Annotated in this window: 14 protein-coding genes; 5 read left to right on the forward strand and 9 right to left on the reverse strand. The window is 70.6% G+C overall.

Annotated elements, in window-relative coordinates; genetic code table 11:
• Nucleotides 1–107 precede the first annotated feature (107 nt).
• Genes tkt through pgl form a run of 5 tightly spaced genes read left to right on the forward strand, consistent with a single transcriptional unit; the run spans nt 108 to nt 6,693 of the window.
• A complete protein-coding gene (gene tkt / locus OG927_RS07580) occupies nt 108–2,195 on the forward strand; it encodes a transketolase (protein WP_056783613.1) in 2,088 nt (695 codons plus the stop codon).
• A 34-nt stretch (nt 2,196–2,229) separates the two neighbouring features.
• Nucleotides 2,230–3,348, forward strand: coding sequence for a transaldolase (tal, locus tag OG927_RS07585; protein WP_056783618.1), 1,119 nt, complete (start codon nt 2,230–2,232; stop codon nt 3,346–3,348).
• 5 nt (nt 3,349–3,353) lie between these two features.
• Entirely contained in the window at nt 3,354–4,886 is a 1,533-nt protein-coding gene (gene zwf, locus OG927_RS07590) for a glucose-6-phosphate dehydrogenase (RefSeq protein ID WP_056783621.1), read from the forward strand.
• The gene (gene opcA / locus OG927_RS07595; protein ID WP_056783626.1) at nt 4,883–5,914 is read left to right on the forward strand and encodes a glucose-6-phosphate dehydrogenase assembly protein OpcA; all 1,032 of its coding nucleotides are present in this window, start codon (nt 4,883–4,885) and stop codon (nt 5,912–5,914) included. Before zwf ends, opcA begins: the two co-directional genes overlap by 4 nt.
• Nucleotides 5,911–6,693 (forward strand): 6-phosphogluconolactonase, encoded by a 783-nt coding sequence (gene pgl, locus OG927_RS07600; RefSeq protein ID WP_056783629.1) that lies wholly within the window; start codon nt 5,911–5,913, stop codon nt 6,691–6,693. The genes opcA and pgl overlap by 4 nt, the downstream gene beginning before the upstream one ends.
• A 202-nt stretch (nt 6,694–6,895) precedes the next feature.
• On the opposite strand, the gene OG927_RS07605 is transcribed toward pgl, so the two are convergent.
• The 9 genes from OG927_RS07605 to OG927_RS07645 all read right to left on the reverse strand — a co-directional run bounded on the left by OG927_RS07605 (nt 6,896) and on the right by OG927_RS07645 (nt 17,874).
• Nucleotides 6,896–8,404: a PH domain-containing protein gene (locus OG927_RS07605; RefSeq protein ID WP_056783632.1), complete on the reverse strand. Its 1,509-nt coding sequence runs from the start codon at nt 8,402–8,404 to the stop codon at nt 6,896–6,898.
• A complete protein-coding gene (locus OG927_RS07610) occupies nt 8,401–8,904 on the reverse strand; it encodes a PH domain-containing protein (RefSeq protein ID WP_056783635.1) in 504 nt (167 codons plus the stop codon). The genes OG927_RS07605 and OG927_RS07610 overlap by 4 nt, the downstream gene beginning before the upstream one ends.
• A 4-nt stretch (nt 8,905–8,908) precedes the next feature.
• Entirely contained in the window at nt 8,909–10,561 is a 1,653-nt protein-coding gene (gene pgi, locus OG927_RS07615; RefSeq protein WP_330319878.1) for a glucose-6-phosphate isomerase, read from the reverse strand.
• A 239-nt stretch (nt 10,562–10,800) separates the two neighbouring features.
• A complete protein-coding gene (locus OG927_RS07620; RefSeq protein ID WP_079099553.1) occupies nt 10,801–11,136 on the reverse strand; it encodes an RNA polymerase-binding protein RbpA in 336 nt (111 codons plus the stop codon).
• A gap of 109 nt (nt 11,137–11,245) precedes the next feature.
• Nucleotides 11,246–11,482 (reverse strand): preprotein translocase subunit SecG, encoded by a 237-nt coding sequence (secG, locus tag OG927_RS07625; protein ID WP_056783645.1) that lies wholly within the window; start codon nt 11,480–11,482, stop codon nt 11,246–11,248.
• Nucleotides 11,483–11,597: 115 nt separating this feature from the next.
• Nucleotides 11,598–12,374, reverse strand: coding sequence for a triose-phosphate isomerase (gene tpiA, locus OG927_RS07630; protein WP_056783649.1), 777 nt, complete (start codon nt 12,372–12,374; stop codon nt 11,598–11,600).
• Between the two features lie 6 nt (nt 12,375–12,380).
• Entirely contained in the window at nt 12,381–13,592 is a 1,212-nt protein-coding gene (locus tag OG927_RS07635) for a phosphoglycerate kinase (protein ID WP_056783653.1), read from the reverse strand.
• Nucleotides 13,593–13,702: 110 nt separating this feature from the next.
• On the reverse strand, nt 13,703–14,713 hold the full coding sequence (gap, locus tag OG927_RS07640) for a type I glyceraldehyde-3-phosphate dehydrogenase (RefSeq protein ID WP_056783657.1): 1,011 nt from the start codon (nt 14,711–14,713) through the stop codon (nt 13,703–13,705).
• A 224-nt stretch (nt 14,714–14,937) separates the two neighbouring features.
• The gene (locus OG927_RS07645) at nt 14,938–17,874 is read right to left on the reverse strand and encodes a M14 family metallopeptidase (protein ID WP_330319879.1); all 2,937 of its coding nucleotides are present in this window, start codon (nt 17,872–17,874) and stop codon (nt 14,938–14,940) included.
• Nucleotides 17,875–17,886 lie beyond the last annotated feature (12 nt).

Below are 17,886 nucleotides of genomic sequence, written 5' to 3' on the forward strand. Positions count from 1 at the left end.
TGTGGAAAGGGCAGAAGTACCGCCTTGTTCCGGGGGTAGGCTCGGCAATGCCCGGTGCGGTAACCAGCCACCGGTTTACGAACAGTGGAGAGGAGCCCTGACTCAGGGTGAGCACCAAGCCGACCACCACAGACCTTCAGTGGACCGAATTGGACCAGCGGGCCGTGGACACTGTCCGCGTCCTCGCCGCGGACGCCGTACAGAAGGTCGGAAACGGCCACCCGGGTACGGCGATGAGCCTGGCTCCTGCCGCGTACACCCTGTTCCAGAAGGTGATGCGCCATGACCCGGCGGACGCGGAATGGACCGGCCGCGACCGGTTCGTGCTCTCTGCGGGCCACTCCAGCCTGACGCTGTACATCCAGCTCTACCTGGCCGGGTACGGCCTGGAGCTGGACGACCTCAAGGCGTTCCGCACCTGGGGCTCCAAGACCCCGGGCCACCCGGAGTACGGCCACACCACGGGTGTCGAGACGACGACCGGCCCGCTGGGCCAGGGTGTCGCCAACGCCGTGGGCATGGCGATGGCCGCCCGCTACGAGCGCGGCCTGTTCGACCCGGAGGCGGCCCCCGGCACCTCCCCGTTCGACCACACCGTCTGGGTCGTCGCCGGTGACGGCTGCCTCCAGGAGGGCATCTCGGCCGAGGCGTCCTCGCTGGCGGGCCACCAGAAGCTCGGCAACCTGGTGCTGCTGTGGGACGACAACCACATCTCGATCGAGGGCGACACGGAGACCGCGGTCTCCGAGGACACCCTCAAGCGGTACGAGTCCTACGGCTGGCACGTCCAGCGGGTGGACCAGTCGCCCACCGGCGACCTGGACCCCGAGGGTCTCTACAACGCGCTGCAGGCCGCCAAGGCCGAGACGGAGCGCCCCTCGTTCATCGCGGCCCGCTCGATCATCGCCTGGCCCGCCCCGAACGCCCAGAACACCGAGGCCGCGCACGGCTCGGCGCTCGGCGACGAGGAGATCGCGGCCACCAAGCGGGTCCTCGGCTTCGACCCGGAGAAGACCTTCGAGGTCTCCGACGAGGTCATCTCGCACACCCGTGAGGCCCTGGACCGCGGCCGTGAGGCCAAGGCCGAGTGGGAGAAGTCCCTCGCCGCGTGGCGCACCGCCAACCCGGAGCGCGCGGCCGAGTTCGACCGGATCTCCGCGGGCGAGCTGCCCGAGGGCTGGCAGGACGCGCTGCCGGTCTTCGAGGCGGGTCACTCCGTGGCCACGCGTGCCGCCTCCGGCAAGGTCCTCCAGGCGCTCGGCGGCATCATCCCCGAGCTGTGGGGCGGCTCCGCCGACCTCGCGGGCTCGAACAACACCACGATCGACAAGACGTCGTCGTTCCTCCCGGTCGGCAACCCGCTGCCCGAGGCCGACCCGTACGGCCGGACGATCCACTTCGGCATCCGCGAGCACTCCATGGCCGCGGCCATGAACGGCATCGCGCTGCACGGCAACACCCGCATCTACGGCGGCACCTTCCTGGTGTTCTCCGACTACATGCGCAACGCCGTGCGCCTGTCCGCGCTGATGCACCTCCCGGTGACGTACGTGTGGACGCACGACTCGATCGGCCTCGGCGAGGACGGTCCGACCCACCAGCCGGTGGAGCACATCGCCTCGCTGCGTGCGATCCCGGGCCTCAACGTCGTCCGTCCGGCCGACGCGAACGAGACCACGATCGCCTGGCGCGAGATCCTGCGCCGCTGGACCAAGGTGTTCGGCGAGGGCGCCCCGCACGGTCTGGCGCTGACCCGCCAGGGTGTGCCCACCTACCCGGTGAACGAGGACGCGGCCAAGGGCGGCTACGTGCTCCTCGACGCCGAGGGCGGTGAGCCCCAGGTCGTCCTGATCGGGACGGGCTCCGAGGTCCAGCTGGCCGTCGAGGCCCGCGACGAGCTCCAGGCTGCCGGTGTGCCGACCCGTGTGGTGTCGATGCCGTGTGTCGAGTGGTTCGAGGAGCAGGACCAGGCGTACAAGGACAGCGTGCTGCCGCCGTCCGTGAAGGCCCGGGTCGCCGTCGAGGCGGGCATCGGCCTGACCTGGCACCGGTACGTGGGCGACGCGGGCCGGATCGTCTCGCTGGAGCACTTCGGTGCCTCGGCCGACGCCAAGGTCCTCTTCCGCGAGTTCGGCTTCACCGCCGGGCACGTGGCCGCTGCCGCCCGGGAATCTCTCGCCGCCGTCGCGCGCTGACCCGGTTATACGACTAGTAGGAGATGCAATTCTCATGACAGACGCACTCAAGCGCCTCTCCGACGAGGGCGTGGCGATCTGGCTCGACGACCTGTCCCGCACGCGGATCACCTCCGGCAACCTCGCCGAGCTGATCGACCAGAGTCACGTCGTGGGTGTCACGACCAACCCGTCGATCTTCCAGAAGGCGATCTCGCAGGGCCACGGTTACGACCAGCAGCTCACCGACCTCGCCACCCGCAAGGTGACGGTCGACGAGGCCATCCGCATGATCACGACGGCCGACGTCCGTGACGCCGCCGACATCCTGCGTCCGGTCTTCGACGCCACCGGCGGCCAGGACGGCCGGGTCTCCATCGAGGTCGACCCGCGCCTGGCCCACCACACCGAGGCCACGATCGCCGAGGCCAAGCAGCTGGCCTGGCTGGTGGACCGGCCGAACACGCTCATCAAGATCCCGGCGACGAAGGCCGGCCTGCCGGCGATCACCGAGGTCATCGGCAAGGGCATCAGCGTCAACGTGACCCTGATCTTCTCGCTGGAGCGCTACCGCGAGGTCATGGACGCCTACCTGGCGGGCCTGGAGAAGGCGAAGGCCGCGGGCCTGGACCTCTCCAAGATCCACTCGGTGGCCTCCTTCTTCGTGTCCCGCGTGGACACCGAGATCGACAAGCGCCTGGACGCGATCGGCGGCGACGCGGCGAAGGCCGCGAAGGGCAAGTCCGCCCTCGCCAACGCGCGCCTGGCCTACGAGGCGTACGAAGAGGTCTTCGCGGGTGCCCGCTGGGCGGCCCTCGACAAGGCGCAGGCCAACAAGCAGCGTCCGCTGTGGGCCTCCACCGGCGTCAAGGACCCGGACCTCAAGGACACCCTGTACGTCGACGAGCTCGTCGCCCCGAACACGGTCAACACCATGCCCGAGGCGACCCTGGACGCCGTGGCCGACCACGGCGAGATCTCCGGCAACACCGTCGCCGGTTCCTACGACCAGGCCCGTGCCGACCTCGACGCGATCAAGGAGCTCGGCGTCGGCTACGACGACGTCGTCCAGCTGCTGGAGGACGAGGGCGTCGAGAAGTTCGAGGCGGCCTGGATCGACCTGCTCAACTCCACCGAGGCAGAGCTCAAGCGCCTCGCTCCTTCGGAGGGCTGACCACCTTGTCTGGTGTTCCCGGAGCCAACCCGCTCCGTGACGCCCAGGACCGACGGCTCCCGCGCATCGCGGGGCCGTCGGGCCTGGTGATCTTTGGCGTCACGGGCGATTTGTCCCGCAAAAAGCTGATGCCCGCCGTCTACGACCTGGCCAATCGCGGCCTGCTGCCACCGGGCTTCTCACTCATCGGCTTCGCGCGCCGCGACTGGGAGGACGAGGACTTCGCCCAGGTCGTCCACGACGCCGTCAAGCAGCACGCGCGCACGCCGTTCCGCGAGGAGGTCTGGCAGCAGCTCATCCAGGGGATGCGCTTCGTCCAGGGCAACTTCGACGACGACGTGGCCTTCGAGACGCTGAAGTCCACGATCGAGGAGCTCGACAAGGCGCAGGGCACGGGGGGCAACTTCGCCTTCTACCTGTCCGTACCGCCGAAGTTCTTCCCCAAGGTCGTCCAGCAGCTCAAGAAGCACGGGCTGGCGGACCAGAAGGAGGGCTCCTGGCGGCGTGCCGTCATCGAGAAGCCGTTCGGCCACGACCTCACGAGCGCGCAGGAGCTCAACCAGCTCGTGCACGACGTGTTCCCGCCGAACGAGGTCTTCCGCATCGACCACTACCTCGGCAAGGAGACGGTCCAGAACATCCTGGCGCTGCGCTTCGCCAACACGATGTTCGAGCCGATCTGGAACAGGTCGTACGTCGACCACATCCAGATCACGATGGCCGAGGACATCGGCATCGGCGGCCGGGCCGGCTACTACGACGGCATCGGCGCGGCCCGTGACGTCATCCAGAACCACCTGCTGCAGCTGCTGGCGCTGACCGCGATGGAGGAGCCCGGCTCCTTCCACCCGAAGGCCCTGGTCGCCGAGAAGCTCAAGGTGCTCACGGCGGTGGAGCTGCCCGAGGACCTGGGCAAGCACACGGTGCGCGGCCAGTACGCGCACGCCTGGCAGGGCGGCGAGGAAGCGCTCGGTTATCTGGAGGAGGACGGCATCGACCCCAAGTCGAAGACCGACACCTTCGCCGCGATCAAGCTGACGATCAACAACCGCCGCTGGGCGGGCGTGCCGTTCTACCTGCGTACCGGGAAGCGGCTCGGCCGCCGGGTCACGGAGATCGCGGTCGTCTTCAAGCGCGCCCCGTACCTGCCCTTCGAGTCGGGTGCGACGGAGGAGCTGGGCGGCAACGCCCTGGTCATCCGGGTTCAGCCGGACGAGGGCGTCACGGTGCGCTTCGGCTCCAAGGTGCCCGGTACCTCCATGGAGGTACGGGACGTCACGATGGACTTCGCGTACGGCGAGTCCTTCACGGAGTCCAGCCCGGAGGCGTACGAGCGGCTCATCCTGGATGTCCTGCTCGGCGACGCCAACCTCTTCCCCCGCCACCAGGAGGTCGAGCTCTCCTGGAACATCCTCGACCCGATCGAGGAGTACTGGGACAAGCACGGCAAGCCCGCCCAGTACGCGGCCGGCACCTGGGGTCCGGCCGAGGCCGACGAGATGCTCGCACGCGACGGACGGAGCTGGCGCCGGCCATGAAGATCGATCTCACGGAAACCACGTCCAGCAAGATCAACCAGGCCCTGGTGTCGGCCCGGCGTTCCATCGGGACCCCGGCCATCGGCATGGTGCTCACCCTCGTCGTCGTCACCGACGAGGAGAATGCCTACGACGCCCTCCGGGCGGCGGCCGACTCCTCGCGCGAGCACCCCTCGCGGATCATCGCGGTGATCAAGAGGGTCAGCCGTTCGCCGCGCAGCCGGCGCGACGCGCGGCTCGACGCCGAGATCCGGGTCGGTTCCGACTCGGGCTCCGGCGAGACCGTCGTCCTGCGTCTGCACGGCGAGCTGGCCAACCACGCCCAGTCGGTCGTCCTGCCGCTGCTGCTGCCGGACGCCCCGGTCGTGGTGTGGTGGCCGGAGGACGCCCCGGCGGACCCGGCGAAGGACCCGCTGGGCGCGCTGGCCCAGCGCCGCATCACCGACACGTACTCGGCCGAGCACCCGCTCGACGAGCTCGCGGTGCGCGCGGCGACGTACAACCCGGGTGACACCGACCTGGCCTGGACCCGCATCACGCCGTGGCGCTCGATGCTGGCCGCGGCGCTCGACCAGCAGCCCGCGCAGGTGATCTCGGCGACGGTCGAGGGCGAGTCGGACAACCCGAGCTGCGAGCTGCTGGCCATGTGGCTCGCGGACCGGCTCGGGGTCCCGGTGGAGCGCGCCCTGTCCGGCGGTCCCGGCCTGACGGCGGTCCGGCTCGAGACCAAGAACGGCGTGGTCGTCCTGGACCGGGCCGACGGCTCGCTGGCGACGCTCTCCATCGTGGGCCAGCCGGACCGTGCGGTGGCGCTGAAGCGGCGGGAGACCGCCGAGCTCCTCGCCGAGGAGCTGCGGCGCCTGGACCCGGACAACATCTACGAGTCCACGGTGAAGTTCGGGGTCGAGCGTCTCGGCGGCCCCGCCGAGGCGTCGTCGGTCGGTGCCGGGCACAAGCCGTCGTCCCCGGCCGGGGCAGCGGCCCCGGCGGCGAAGAAGGCCGCGGCCAAGAAGGCGGCCTCGAAGTGAGTGCTCCGCAGCTCGTCGTGCACCGCGACAAGGAGCTGATGGCCCAGGCCGCGGCGGCCCGGCTGATCACGAAGATCGTGGACGCCCAGGCCGCCCGCGGTTCCGCCTCGGTGGTCCTGACCGGCGGACGCAACGGCAACGGCCTGCTGGCCGCGCTCGCCGGGTCGCCGGCGCGGGACGCGATCGACTGGTCGCGCCTGGACCTGTGGTGGGGCGACGAGCGTTTCCTGCCCGGGGGCGACCCGGAGCGCAACGTCACGCAGGCCCGCGAGGCCCTGCTGGACGCGGTGGCGCTGGACCCGTCCCGGGTGCACGCGATGCCCGCCTCGGACGGTCCTCACGGGGGCGACGCGGATGCCGCCGCCGCGGGGTACGCCGCCGAACTGGCCGCCGCGGCGGGCCCGGAGGACCACGGGCCCGTGCCGACGTTCGATGTGCTGATGCTGGGCGTCGGCCCGGACACGCACGTGGCCTCCCTCTTCCCTGAGCTGCCCGCGGTGCGGGAGACCGAGCGCACCGTCGTCGGTGTGCACGGCGCTCCCAAGCCGCCGGCCACCCGGGTCTCGCTCACGCTGCCCGCCATCCGGGCGGCCCGCGAGGTGTGGCTGCTGGCCGCGGGTGAGGACAAGGCCGAGGCGGCGGAGATCGCGCTGTCCGGTGCCGGGGAGATCCAGGCCCCGGCGGCGGGCGCGTACGGCCGCAGCCGCACGCTGTGGCTGCTGGACGCCGCGGCGGCCTCCCGGCTGCCGCGCGCGCTGTACCCGCCGGCCTCCGCGTAGGCACGGTCGACGTCAGGCCCGGTCCGCTCCCTCGAGCGGACCGGGCCTGACGTCGTACCGGGGGCCGTCCTGCGCACAGGGCCCGTGGGGACGCGCGCGCCGGACGTACCGTGCGGCGAGTCCCGGCAGGAGACGACGCCGGGCCGTCCCGAACGGACGACCGCTCCTGCGCCATCGGTGCGGCGCCGGGCCGGCGCGTCCCTCAGGAACGCTCCAGGAACGGCTCCAGCAGGCCCGGGACGGCCTCCGCGGCGAAGGCGAGCCCCTCGGACGCATCGGTGTCGTACGCCGTGTATGCGCCCCCTCCGGCGGCCGTCGTCGCGGTGACGCTGAGCAGCCCGGCCCGGCGCTGGAAGCGGGACTGCTTCACCGTCCAGCCGATGACCCCGGTCCGCTGCAGGGCGGCCGTGGAGCGGCGGAGGCTCCCGGACCGGGTCACGAGGTAGTCGCCGGAGACGGTGTGCCCCAGGGACCGGTAGGCGTCGACGGCCGACAGCACGGCGAGCGGCAGGAACACCACCGCGCAGACCAGCGCGGTCCACAGCAGCACGGGCGTCAGCAGGGCGCCCAGGAGTGCCATGGCCAGCACGGGGAGCAGAACGGCCGCCAGCGCGCGGCGCAGCCGCCGGCCGCGGGCGGAGCGGGGGTGCGCGGTGAGCGGGGCGCCGGTGGGGGCGGCCGGTTCGCGCAGCACCTCGGCGGCGATCGTGTCGGCGAGGGGGCGGGGCACGACCGGGAGCAGGGTGTCGTGGTCGGCGCCCTGCGCCTGTTCGTCCTTGGCCAGGCCCGTGGTGATGGCGTCCACCCGTGCGGCGCCGAACAGCCGTACGCCCAGGGGCTCCACGAGGTCCACACCGCGCAGCCGTCGTTCCTCGACGGAGAGGGAGCGTGAGGTGAACAGCCCGCGCCGGACGCGCAGGGTGCCGCCGGGTTCGCGTTCCAGCCGGTAGTTCCACCACATCTCGACCCAGAGCCCGAGTGCCCCGACGATCCCGGCGGCCAGGGCCACGACGGCCAGGGCCGTGATCGTCCAGAGCAGCGGGGTGTCCCGGAACCGGTCGGTGACCCAGGCGATCACCTCGCCCTGCGCGCCGGCCCATTCGCTGATCTGCAGGACGCCGCCGACTGCCGCGCCGCCGAGCATGGGCGCGACGAAGGAGAGGGGCGCGTAGCGTATCCAGCGCGGGTCGAGGGCTGCCAGCTCGCCCTCGCGGTGCGTCCCCGGGGCCTCGACGGCGGTGCGGTCGAGGAGTTCACGGCGCAGCCGCTCCCCCTCGGCCCGGCTGACGGGGTCGAGCTCCAGGGTCGATTCACCGCCCGTGTGCTCACCGGTGCCGATGCGGACCGTGACCAGTCCGAGCACCCGCAGCAGCGGGTGGGCGGTGAGGTCGACGCTGCGGATCCGTTCGCGGGCCAGGGAGCGCCGTTTGGCCAGCAGGAGCCCGGTGCGCAGGTCGAACTGCCCGGCGCCGACGCGGTAGCGGGTGCGCCGCCAGCGCACGTAGTCCCCGGCGGCGGCGCCGCCGATCAGGAGGACGGCCCCGGCAAGCGCCCAGCCGATGGCGAGCGGGTAGCCGAACCGGCCGGACAGCGCGACCACGGCCGGTACGGCGGCGCCCGCCGCGACCCCGGCCGTGACGAGCGCGGTGACGAGCACCGTGCGCGGGTGGATCCGCAGCCAGCCGGGGTCCTCGGCCGCCGCGGTGCTCATGTGGCGTCCCCCGGGGTGCCCTGCGTGATCCTGGTCAGCCGTTCGGCCAGTTCCGCCGCCACCCCGTGCGCGAGGCCCTCGATCCGCACGGCACCCTTGGCGGACGCCGTGGTGACGGTGACCGTGGCGAGCCCGAAGAGCTGCTCCAGCGGGCCGCGCACGGTGTCCACGGTCTGGATGCGGGACATCGGCGCGATGCGCCATTCCTGCAGGAAGAACCCGGTCCGTACGTAGACCGCGTCGTCGGTGACCTCCCAGCGATGGGTGCGGAACCACCAGAGGGGGAGGAGGACGGCGCACAGCAGGCCCGCGGCCGCCAGGCCGGCGGCGGACGCCAGCAGCCAGGTCCTGGCCGGAGCGATGAACGCCCCCGCCAGGCCCAGCACGGCCACCGGCGCCGCCGTCAGCAGCAGCCACTGGGTCCGCCACCAGCCCGCGGCGCGGGGATCCAGCCTGTTGCGCGGCGGCCGCAGCCGTATCGTCCCCTCCCCCTTCGTCATCGGCTCAGCGCCCCCGCAGCGTGCGGTAGGTCGCGACGAGTGCGGCGGTGGAGCTGTCCAGCTGCTCTGCGCCGGTTCCGTCGGTCAGCACCGGCGCGATCTCCCTGGCGAGGACCTTGCCGAGCTCGACGCCCCACTGGTCGAAGGAGTCGATGTTCCAGACGGCTCCCTGGACGAAGACCTTGTGCTCGTACAGCGCGATCAGCTGGCCGAGCACCGACGGGGTGAGCCGGTCGGCGAGGACCGTCGTCGTCGGGTGGTTGCCGCGGAACGACTTGTGCGGCACGAGTTCCTCGGCGACGCCCTCGGCGCGGACCTCGTCGGGCGTCTTCCCGAAGGCGAGCGCCTGGGTCTGGGCGAAGAAGTTGGCCATCAGCAGGTCGTGCTGCGCGATCAGGCCGGGCAGGAGGTCGCCGACGGGCGCGGCGAAGCCGATGAAGTCGGCCGGGATGACCTTGGTTCCCTGGTGGATCAGCTGGTAGTAGGCGTGCTGCCCGTTGGTGCCGGGAGTGCCCCAGACGACCGGCCCGGTCTGCCACTCGACCGGATCGCCGTCCCGGTCCACGGACTTGCCGTTGGACTCCATGTCCAGCTGCTGCAGGTACGCGGTGAACTTGGACAGGTAGTGGCTGTAGGGCAGGACGGCGTGGGACTGGGCGTCGAAGAACGCGCCGTACCAGACGCCCAGCAGGCCCAGCAGGAGCGGGGCGTTCTCCTCGGCGGGGGCGGTGCGGAAGTGCTCGTCGACGAGGTGGAAGCCGTCGAGCATCTCGCGGAACCGGTCCGGGCCGATGGCGATCATCAGTGAGAGACCGATCGCCGAGTCGAAGGAGTACCGGCCGCCGACCCAGTCCCAGAACTCGAACATGTTGGCCGTGTCGATGCCGAAGTCCGCGACCTTCTCCGCGTTGGTCGACAGCGCCACGAAGTGCTTGGCGACGGCTTCCTGACCGGCCCTCAGCTCGGTGAGGAGCCAGTCGCGCGCGGAGGTCGCGTTGGTGATGGTCTCGATCGTCGTGAAGGTCTTGGACGCGACGATGAACAGCGTCTCGGCCGGGTCGAGCCCCTGCACGGCCTCGTGCAGGTCGGCACCGTCGACGTTCGACACGAAGCGGACGGTGAGGGAGCGGTCGGTGAAGGAGCGCAGCACCTCGTACGCCATGGCGGGACCGAGGTCGGAGCCGCCGATGCCGATGTTGACGATGTTCTTGATGGGCCGGCCGGTGTGACCGGTCCACTCCCCCGCCCTGACCCGGTCGGAGAAGGCGGCCATCCGGTCGAGGACGGCGTGCACGGCCGGCACCACGTTCTCGCCGTCGACCTCGATCACGGCGTCGCGCGGGGCGCGGAGCGCGGTGTGCAGGACGGCGCGGTCCTCGGTGGTGTTGATCTTCTCGCCGCGGAACATCGCGTCCCGCAGTCCGGCGACGTCCGTGGTGACGGCGAGCTCGCGCAGCAGGCGCAGCGTCTCGTCGGTGACCAGGTTCTTGGAATAGTCGATGTGGAGGTCGCCGACCCGGAGGGTGTACGCGGTCCCGCGGTCCGGCGCATCCGCGAACAGCCGGCGCAGATGGGTGTCGCCGAGCTCCTCACGGTGCTTGCCGAGCGCCGCCCACTCGGGCGTCTGGTTGAGCTTGGTTCGGCTTTGTGCGTTCATCCGGGAAATCGCCCACTTCTTCTCGTACCTGCAACATGCCCCGCTGCCCCTCCAACCTAATTGATCCGGGGGGCGCGACGGGCAAGGGCGGGCGGGGCGGACGGCCTACGGATTCCGGCCGGGCACCCCAGGGGTGACCGGCCGGTGAACAGCGTTCAGGAATGGTGCAGGGAGCGAGGGCTCTTCATTGTGCGTACACGGCCCCGCGAGCCCGGCACGAGCCGAACGGGAGAAGACCCTCAGATCTCTCCGCGGAGTTTCGCGAGGGCCTCGGCGAGAATCGCCTCACCGTCGGCATCGCTGCGCCGCTCGCGCACGTACGCGAGGTGCGTCTTGTACGGCTCGGTGCGGGGCGGGGCGGGCGGGTTGTCCCGGTCCTGGCCGGCCGGGAAACCACAGCGCGGACAGTCCCAGGTCTCCGGGACCTGCGCGTCATGGGCGAAGCTCGGCTGCGTCTCGTGCTCGTTCGAGCACCAGAAGGAGATGCGGAGGCGCGGCGCGGACTCGCCGCGCTCGGCCTCCCCCATCGGGCCCGCTCCGACCCGGCTTCCCCGGATCGCGTTGCCACTTGCCACGGTCGTAACTCCCTGCGTGATGGTGCTCGAAGATGCCCCAGTCTACGTAAGGCCCAACGCGCGTCCGGTGTAAGGAGTTACACCCTCACCGGGAATCGCTGACGACGGGTCAGTTGTCCAGCTTGATGAGCAGACCGAGGACCACGATGCACGCGAACCAGACCAGACCGACCACGACGGTAATGCGGTCGAGGTTGCGCTCGGCGACCGAGGAACCACCCACGGAGGACTGCATTCCTCCACCGAACATGTCGGAAAGGCCGCCGCCCTTTCCCTTGTGCATCAGCACCAGCAGCATCAGCAGCAGGCTGAAGACGATCAGGGCGATCTCGAACGCCAAAATCACGGCTGGTCCCTACTTTCCGGAATTCTTCTTGACTGCATGTACGAACAGCGGGGGCCAAGGGGTGATACCCCCTTCGGCCCCCGCTAGGGTACGACGGATCCGCGCTACCGCATACTCACTGGTCGCGGAAGCGAACGATCTTGACGAACTCGTCGGCGTCGAGCGCGGCGCCGCCGATCAGGGCACCGTCCACATCGGGCTGCGCCATGATGGCCGCGACGTTGCCGGACTTCACCGATCCGCCGTACTGGATACGGACGGCGTCGGCCAGCTCCTGGGAGTACAGCTCGGCGAGCCGGCGGCGGATCGCGCCGCAGACCTCCTGGGCGTCCTCGGGGGTGGCGACCTCGCCGGTCCCGATGGCCCAGACGGGCTCGTACGCGATCACGATGGACTCGGCCTGCTCGGCCGGGATGTCCTTCAGGCCTCCGTCGAGCTGCGCGAGGGTGTAGGAGACCTGGTCACCGGCCTTGCGGATGTCCAGGCCCTCGCCGACGCAGAGGATCGGGGTCAGGCCGTGCTTGTACGCGGCCTTCACCTTGGCGTTGCAGATCTCGTCGGTCTCGTTGTGGTACTGGCGGCGCTCGCTGTGGCCGACGGCCACGTACGTGCACTTCAGCTTGGCGAGCATGAGGCCGGAGATCTCGCCGGTGTAGGCGCCGGAGTCCTGCGCCGAGATGTCCTGGGCGCCGTACTTGATCTTCAGCTTGTCGCCGTCGATCAGGGTCTGCACGGAGCGCAGATCGGTGAAGGGCGGCAGGACGGCGACCTCTACGGCGTCGTAGTCCTTGTCGGCCAGGGCGAACGCGAGCTTCTGGACGTGGGCGATGGCCTCGAGGTGGTTGAGGTTCATCTTCCAGTTGCCCGCCATGAGCGGGGTGCGGGTGGTCATTGGGGGTCAGTCCTCCAGTGCGGCGAGGCCGGGAAGCGTCTTGCCCTCGAGGTATTCGAGGCTGGCGCCGCCACCGGTCGAGATGTGGCCGAATGCGTTCTCGTCGAAGCCCAGGATGCGGACGGCGGCTGCGGAGTCCCCGCCGCCGACGACGCTGAAGGCCGGGGAGTCGACGAGGGCCTGGGCGACCGCCTTGGTGCCCTCGGCGTAGTCGGGGTGCTCGAAGACTCCCATGGGGCCGTTCCAGAAGACGGTGGCCGCGTCGGCGAGCTTCGAGGCGTAGAGCTTGTTGGTCTCCGGGCCGTTGTCCAGGCCCATCACACCGGCCGGGATGGCGTCGGCGGCAACGGTGGCGGGGTGGCCCGGGGTCTTGGCCTTGAGGTCCGGGAACTGCGCCGAGACGACGACGTCGACGGGGAGCACGAACTCCACGCCCTTCTCCTCGGCACGCTCGAGGTAGCCGAGCACCGCCGGGATCTGGTCCTCCTGGAGGAGGGAGCTGCCGACCTCGTGGCCCTGGGCCTTGAGGAAGGTGTACGCCATTCCGCCACCGATGAGGATGCGGTCGGCCTTCTCCAGCAGGTGGTCGATCACACCGAGCTTGTCGGAGACCTTGGAGCCGCCGAGGACCACGACGTAGGGCCGCGTGACGTCCTCGGTGAGCTTCTTGAGGACGCCGACCTCGGTGGCGATCAGGCCGCCGGCCGCGTGCGGAAGGCGGGCCGGAAGATCGAAGACCGAGGCGTGCTTGCGGTGGACGGCGCCGAAGCCGTCACCCACGTACACGTCGGCGAGCTCGGCGAGCCGATCGGCGAAGGCGCCGCGTTCGGCGTCGTCCTTCGACGTCTCCCCGGCGTTGAAGCGGAGGTTCTCGATGACGGCGACCCGGCCGTCGGTGAGGGCGGCGACCGTGGCGCGGGCGGACTCGCCGACGGTGTCGGTCGCGAAGGCGACCTCCGTACCGAGCAGCTCACCGAGGCGCGCGGCGGCCGGGGCCAGCGAGAAGGCCGGGTCCGGGGCGCCCTTCGGGCGGCCGAGGTGCGAGGCGACGATGACCCGCGCACCGGCCTCGGCGAGCCGGGCGACCGTCGGCCGGACGGCGCGGATGCGGCCGTCGTCGGTGATCGTGGTGCCGTCCAGCGGCACGTTGAGGTCGGCGCGGACGAATACCCGCTTGCCCGCGACCCCTTCGGCGAGAAGTTCGTCGATCGTCTTCATCTGTTCCGGTACTCCTTGGAAGGACGCATGAGCATGCAAGGGGCTCGGACGGTGCCGCGTTGCGCCGTCCGAGCCCCTTGCTCACATCGAGATGCCTGCCGATCCGAGGATCAGAGCTGGCCGCCGACGAAGACGGTCAGGTCGACGAGGCGGTTGGAGTAGCCCCACTCGTTGTCGTACCAGCCGAGGATCTTCACCGTGCTGCCTTCCTGGACCATGGTCAGGGAGGAGTCGAAGGTGCAGGACGACGGGTCGCCGACGATGTCCGAGGACACGATCGGGTCCTCGGTGTACGTCAGGAAGCCCTTGAGGTCGCCGTCGTCGGACGCCTTCTTGAACGCGGCGTTGACCTCGTCCTTGGTGGTCTCACGCTGCAGGGTCACGACGAGGTCGGTGGCGGAACCGGTCGGGACCGGGACACGCATCGCGATGCCGTCGAGCTTGCCCTTGAGCTGCGGGAGGACCAGGGCGGTCGCCTTGGCGGCGCCCGTCGTGGTCGGAATGATGTTCTCGGCGGCGGCGCGCGCGCGACGCAGGTCCGAGTGCGGGAAGTCCAGGATCCGCTGGTCGTTCGTGTACGCGTGGACCGTCGTCATCAGGCCCTTGACGATGCCGAAGTTCTCGTCGAGAACCTTGGCCATCGGCGCCACACAGTTGGTGGTGCAGGAGGCGTTGGAGATGACGTGGTGGTTGGCCGCGTCGTACTTGTCCTGGTTGACGCCCATCACGATGGTGATGTCCTCGTCCTTGGCCGGAGCCGAGATGAGGACCTTCTTGGCGCCACCCGCGATGTGCTTCTCCGCGTCGGCCTTCTTGGTGAAGATGCCGGTCGACTCGATGACGATGTCGACGCCCAGCTCACCCCAGGGGATGTCGGCCGGGTTGCGCTCGGAGAGCACCTTGATGGTGTGACCGTCGACGGTGATGGTGTCGGCGGTGTGGCTGACCTCTGCCTTGAGACGACCCAGAATGGTGTCGTACTTCAGGAGGTGAGCCGTGGTCGCAGTGTCACCCAGGTCGTTGACAGCCACGATCTCGATGTCCGCACCCTGCTCCAGCAGCGCGCGGAAGTAGTTACGACCGATGCGGCCAAAGCCGTTGATGCCTACGCGGATCGTCACGAACCGATCTCCTCGTTAGGTACGCCGGTTTTCGACGCCGGCGAGTTGTATGGGATGTCCCCGACCGCCTCCGACCCTACCTCTCCGGAGGCCCGGGGGTGACATCGAGTAGGGGCGGAACGGACGGCGAGGCCCGTACTCCCGAGTAGGAATACGGGCCTCCGGTCCTGCGGCCGGGGGACGGGCGGCGACCGTCACCCGCCCCGTACCGCGTCAACGGGGCTTCAGCGCCCCAGACTTCTGAGCGCCCTCCCGATCAGCTGCTTCCGTTCGGCGGCACCGGCCACGTGTTCGAGACCGAATCCGAGGAGCACGGTGTCACGCGTCGTGACGGAGGCCTGCGAGTGGAACAGCGGTCCCGAACGCGTCCAGTCGGCCGTGTTCTCGGGGCTGCCGGCCGGCGCCCCGGGGGTGCTCCAGGGGCCGAGGGCCGTCTCGAAGCCCTCGGTGTCCCGCGCGGTCCCGCCGATGACCAGCTCGGTGTCGTCCACGAAGACCCCGATGCCGCCGGAGCCGGGGTCGGTGACGTACGAGACCGAGAGCTCGACCTGCTTGCCCGCGTACGCGCCGAGGTCCACGGCGACCTGCTGCCAGCCGTTGGAGCTGCCCGTGAACCTGTTCCAGCTGCCGGTGGTCCCGGTGGCGGTGCAGGAGTCGCCGCCGACGGTCAGGTAGCGCGTGAGGAAGGGGTGGAGCTGGGCGTAGTAGCCCTCCTCGCAGTCCGCGGGCACACCGGTGTCGGTTCCGCCGTTGGCGTCGGGCAGGGTCGTCCAGTCGTCCTGGCCCGCGGTGCGGGCCTCGACGACGACGTTGTCGTACCCCTCCTCGGTGTCGTAGCTGAGCTGGAAGCGCAGCCCGGGTGTGTCGGCCGCCCCGGTGCCCGTCAGGTCGACGGTGCGCGAGAGTCTCTTCCAGGAGGCGTCCTGGTGGGTGGCCGCGGCGAACCAGGAGCCCCCGTACGGTTCGAAGGGGGTGCGCACCCCCGGGTAGTCGCCCGCGGCCGCGCTGCGGAACTGCGGGAACTCCTTCGGGTCCAGCGTGTCGGAGGTGACGGTGTACGCGCCCGCCGCGTCCAAGACGTTGCCGGGGGCGTCGGCGAGCTGGACGCCCGTGCCGGCCAGCCGTCCGGCACCGGCGAACGCGGGCGGGGACTTCAGCCCGACCCTGTTGTACGCGCCGAGGTAGTACTGCGAGAAGTCGTCGGTGCCGCCGGCGCCGGTGACGGCCCCGCCCGCCTGCTCGCCCGCGGTGATCAGCTTGCCGCCCTCGTTGACGTAGGACCGCACGGAGAGCATGGTCGTGGCGGCCGGGCGCTGGGCCCCGGTGTACCAGAGGACGGTACGGAAGTGGCTCAGCACCCCGAGGGCGTGCGGGGTGCCCCGGGTGGCGACGTCCCAGACCGCGGCGCGGTGGCCGTTGGCCCCTAGCGCCCCGGTGTACGCGGCGGTGTGCCGGGCGGTGCCGCCCTCCTCGGCGATCACCAGGGTGTCGCCGCGGGGCCGGTCGGCGACCGTGTACGTGAACGGGTCGCTGGAGGTCCGCGCGCCCCCGGCCGTGCGGCCGGTGAACCAGACCGTGACGCGGTCCCCCGCGCCGGCGTCCTCGACCTCGGCGCGGTACTGGTCGAAGTGGAGGTTGTCCTCCCCGCCGTACGTCTCGCCGCCCTTCCACGCCGTCAGCCGCTCGGTGTGCGTACGGCCGCCGTCGATCCGGTAGTTGAGACGCTTGTCGCGGACGGACCGGCGGGCGGTGACCGCCACTTCCTGGTCGCCGCCGCGGGCGTAGGAGGTGGTGAAGGCGTCCGGGGTGAAGTCCGGTGTCGCGATGCCGACCGGGGAGACCGGACGGTCGGGGTGTGCCGCGGACTCGGCTACGGCGAGTGCGAACGGGACGTTCTTGGCGAACTCCTGCTGGACGAGCTTCTCGTCGTCCGGGAAGCGGAAGACCGACGCGCAGTCGGCCGGTTCCCAGGCGTCGTCCGGATCGACCCGGGAGGCCGTGGCGCAGGTCGACATCTCCGGCGTGAACATCATCATCCGGTTGACGTTGGCCGCATGCCCGTCGGCCTCGCCGTTGGTGACGTAGAGCTCGGAGGAGACCTGCGGGCGGTATCCGGGGACCGCGGAGTTCCCGGGTGTTCCGGCGAGTGCCCGGTAGACGATGTCGTCGGGGGTGTCCGTGGCGACCTGCCAGCCCACCCCGTACAGCAGCAGCTGCGCCGCGGAGTGGTAGTTGATCCCGTACTGGAAGCCGATGCGCTTCTGGAAGGCGTCCAGTGCCCGGGTCTCGGGCTCGGAGGCGGGGGCGGTGCCACGGAAGGTCTCGTCGCCGGGGTCCGGCGACGAACCCTCGTTGTCGTGACCCCACTTGTAGGGGAAGTTGCGGTTGAGGTCCACGCCGTCGCCGCCGGTGATCTCGCCGTCGCCGTCGTTGTCGCGGAGGTTCTTGCGCCAGTCCCGCTCGCCGGTGAACGTGTGGTCGTATCCGTCGGGGTTGGCGGAGAGCACGAACCACAGCTCGGTGGTGTCCACGATCTCGGTGATCCGCGGATCCTTGCCGTACCCGTCGAGGTAGTGGTGCATCAGCCGGCGCGTCATCTCCGGGGTGATCCACTCCCGGGCGTGCTGGTTGGACAGGTACAGCGTGGCGGGCCTGGAGCCGTCCCGGATCTTCCCGGCACCCTTGGTGATCTTGAGGGCCAGGATGTCCTGGCCCTTGACGGTCCTGCCGATGCTGACGGCCTTGGTGAGGCCGGGGTTGGCCTGCGCCGTCGCGAGGATCTCCCTCTTCAGGCCGTTCTCGCCGCTGTACGGGCGGAAGACACCGTCACCGGCAGCAGCGACGCGCTTGGCGGCCGCGGCGGAGAGCGTGTGCTCGGTGATCTCCACACCCTTGCCGCGCAGCTCCCCGGCCTGCCGGTCGGTGAGGTACAGCTCGACGGTGGCCGAGCCGCGGTCGGGCACCTGCTCGCTCAGTTCGTGGCCGTCCGTGCCCGCCTCGGCCAGCAGCGGCACCTGGGCCGCGCTCACCTCCGCGTGCCAGACGGACAGCCCGTCGTCCGCGCCGCCGCCCCTCCCCTGGTCGGCCTGCGCCACGGGTACCGCCAGTCCGGCCATCAGCAACGAAGCCGCGGCGAGGATCGCTCGCGCTCTGCGTCTCATGAGCCCCCCATG

It is taken from the genome of Streptomyces clavifer (genome assembly GCF_036345975.1).
GTDB lineage: Bacteria > Actinomycetota > Actinomycetes > Streptomycetales > Streptomycetaceae > Streptomyces > Streptomyces clavifer.

Bases quoted from the DNA above. Each gene is read 5' to 3' on its own strand.
- tal (WP_056783618.1), top strand. From the start codon at position 2,230: ATGACAGACGCACTCAAGCGCCTCTCCGACGAGGGCGTGGCGATCTGG.
- opcA (WP_056783626.1), top strand. From the start codon at position 4,883: ATGAAGATCGATCTCACGGAAACCACGTCCAGCAAGATCAACCAGGCC.
- OG927_RS07605 (WP_056783632.1), bottom strand. From the start codon at position 8,404: ATGAGCACCGCGGCGGCCGAGGACCCCGGCTGGCTGCGGATCCACCCG.
- OG927_RS07610 (WP_056783635.1), bottom strand. From the start codon at position 8,904: ATGACGAAGGGGGAGGGGACGATACGGCTGCGGCCGCCGCGCAACAGG.
- pgi (WP_330319878.1), bottom strand. From the start codon at position 10,561: ATGAACGCACAAAGCCGAACCAAGCTCAACCAGACGCCCGAGTGGGCG.
- tpiA (WP_056783649.1), bottom strand. From the start codon at position 12,374: ATGACCACCCGCACCCCGCTCATGGCGGGCAACTGGAAGATGAACCTC.
- OG927_RS07635 (WP_056783653.1), bottom strand. From the start codon at position 13,592: ATGAAGACGATCGACGAACTTCTCGCCGAAGGGGTCGCGGGCAAGCGG.
- OG927_RS07645 (WP_330319879.1), bottom strand. From the start codon at position 17,874: ATGAGACGCAGAGCGCGAGCGATCCTCGCCGCGGCTTCGTTGCTGATG.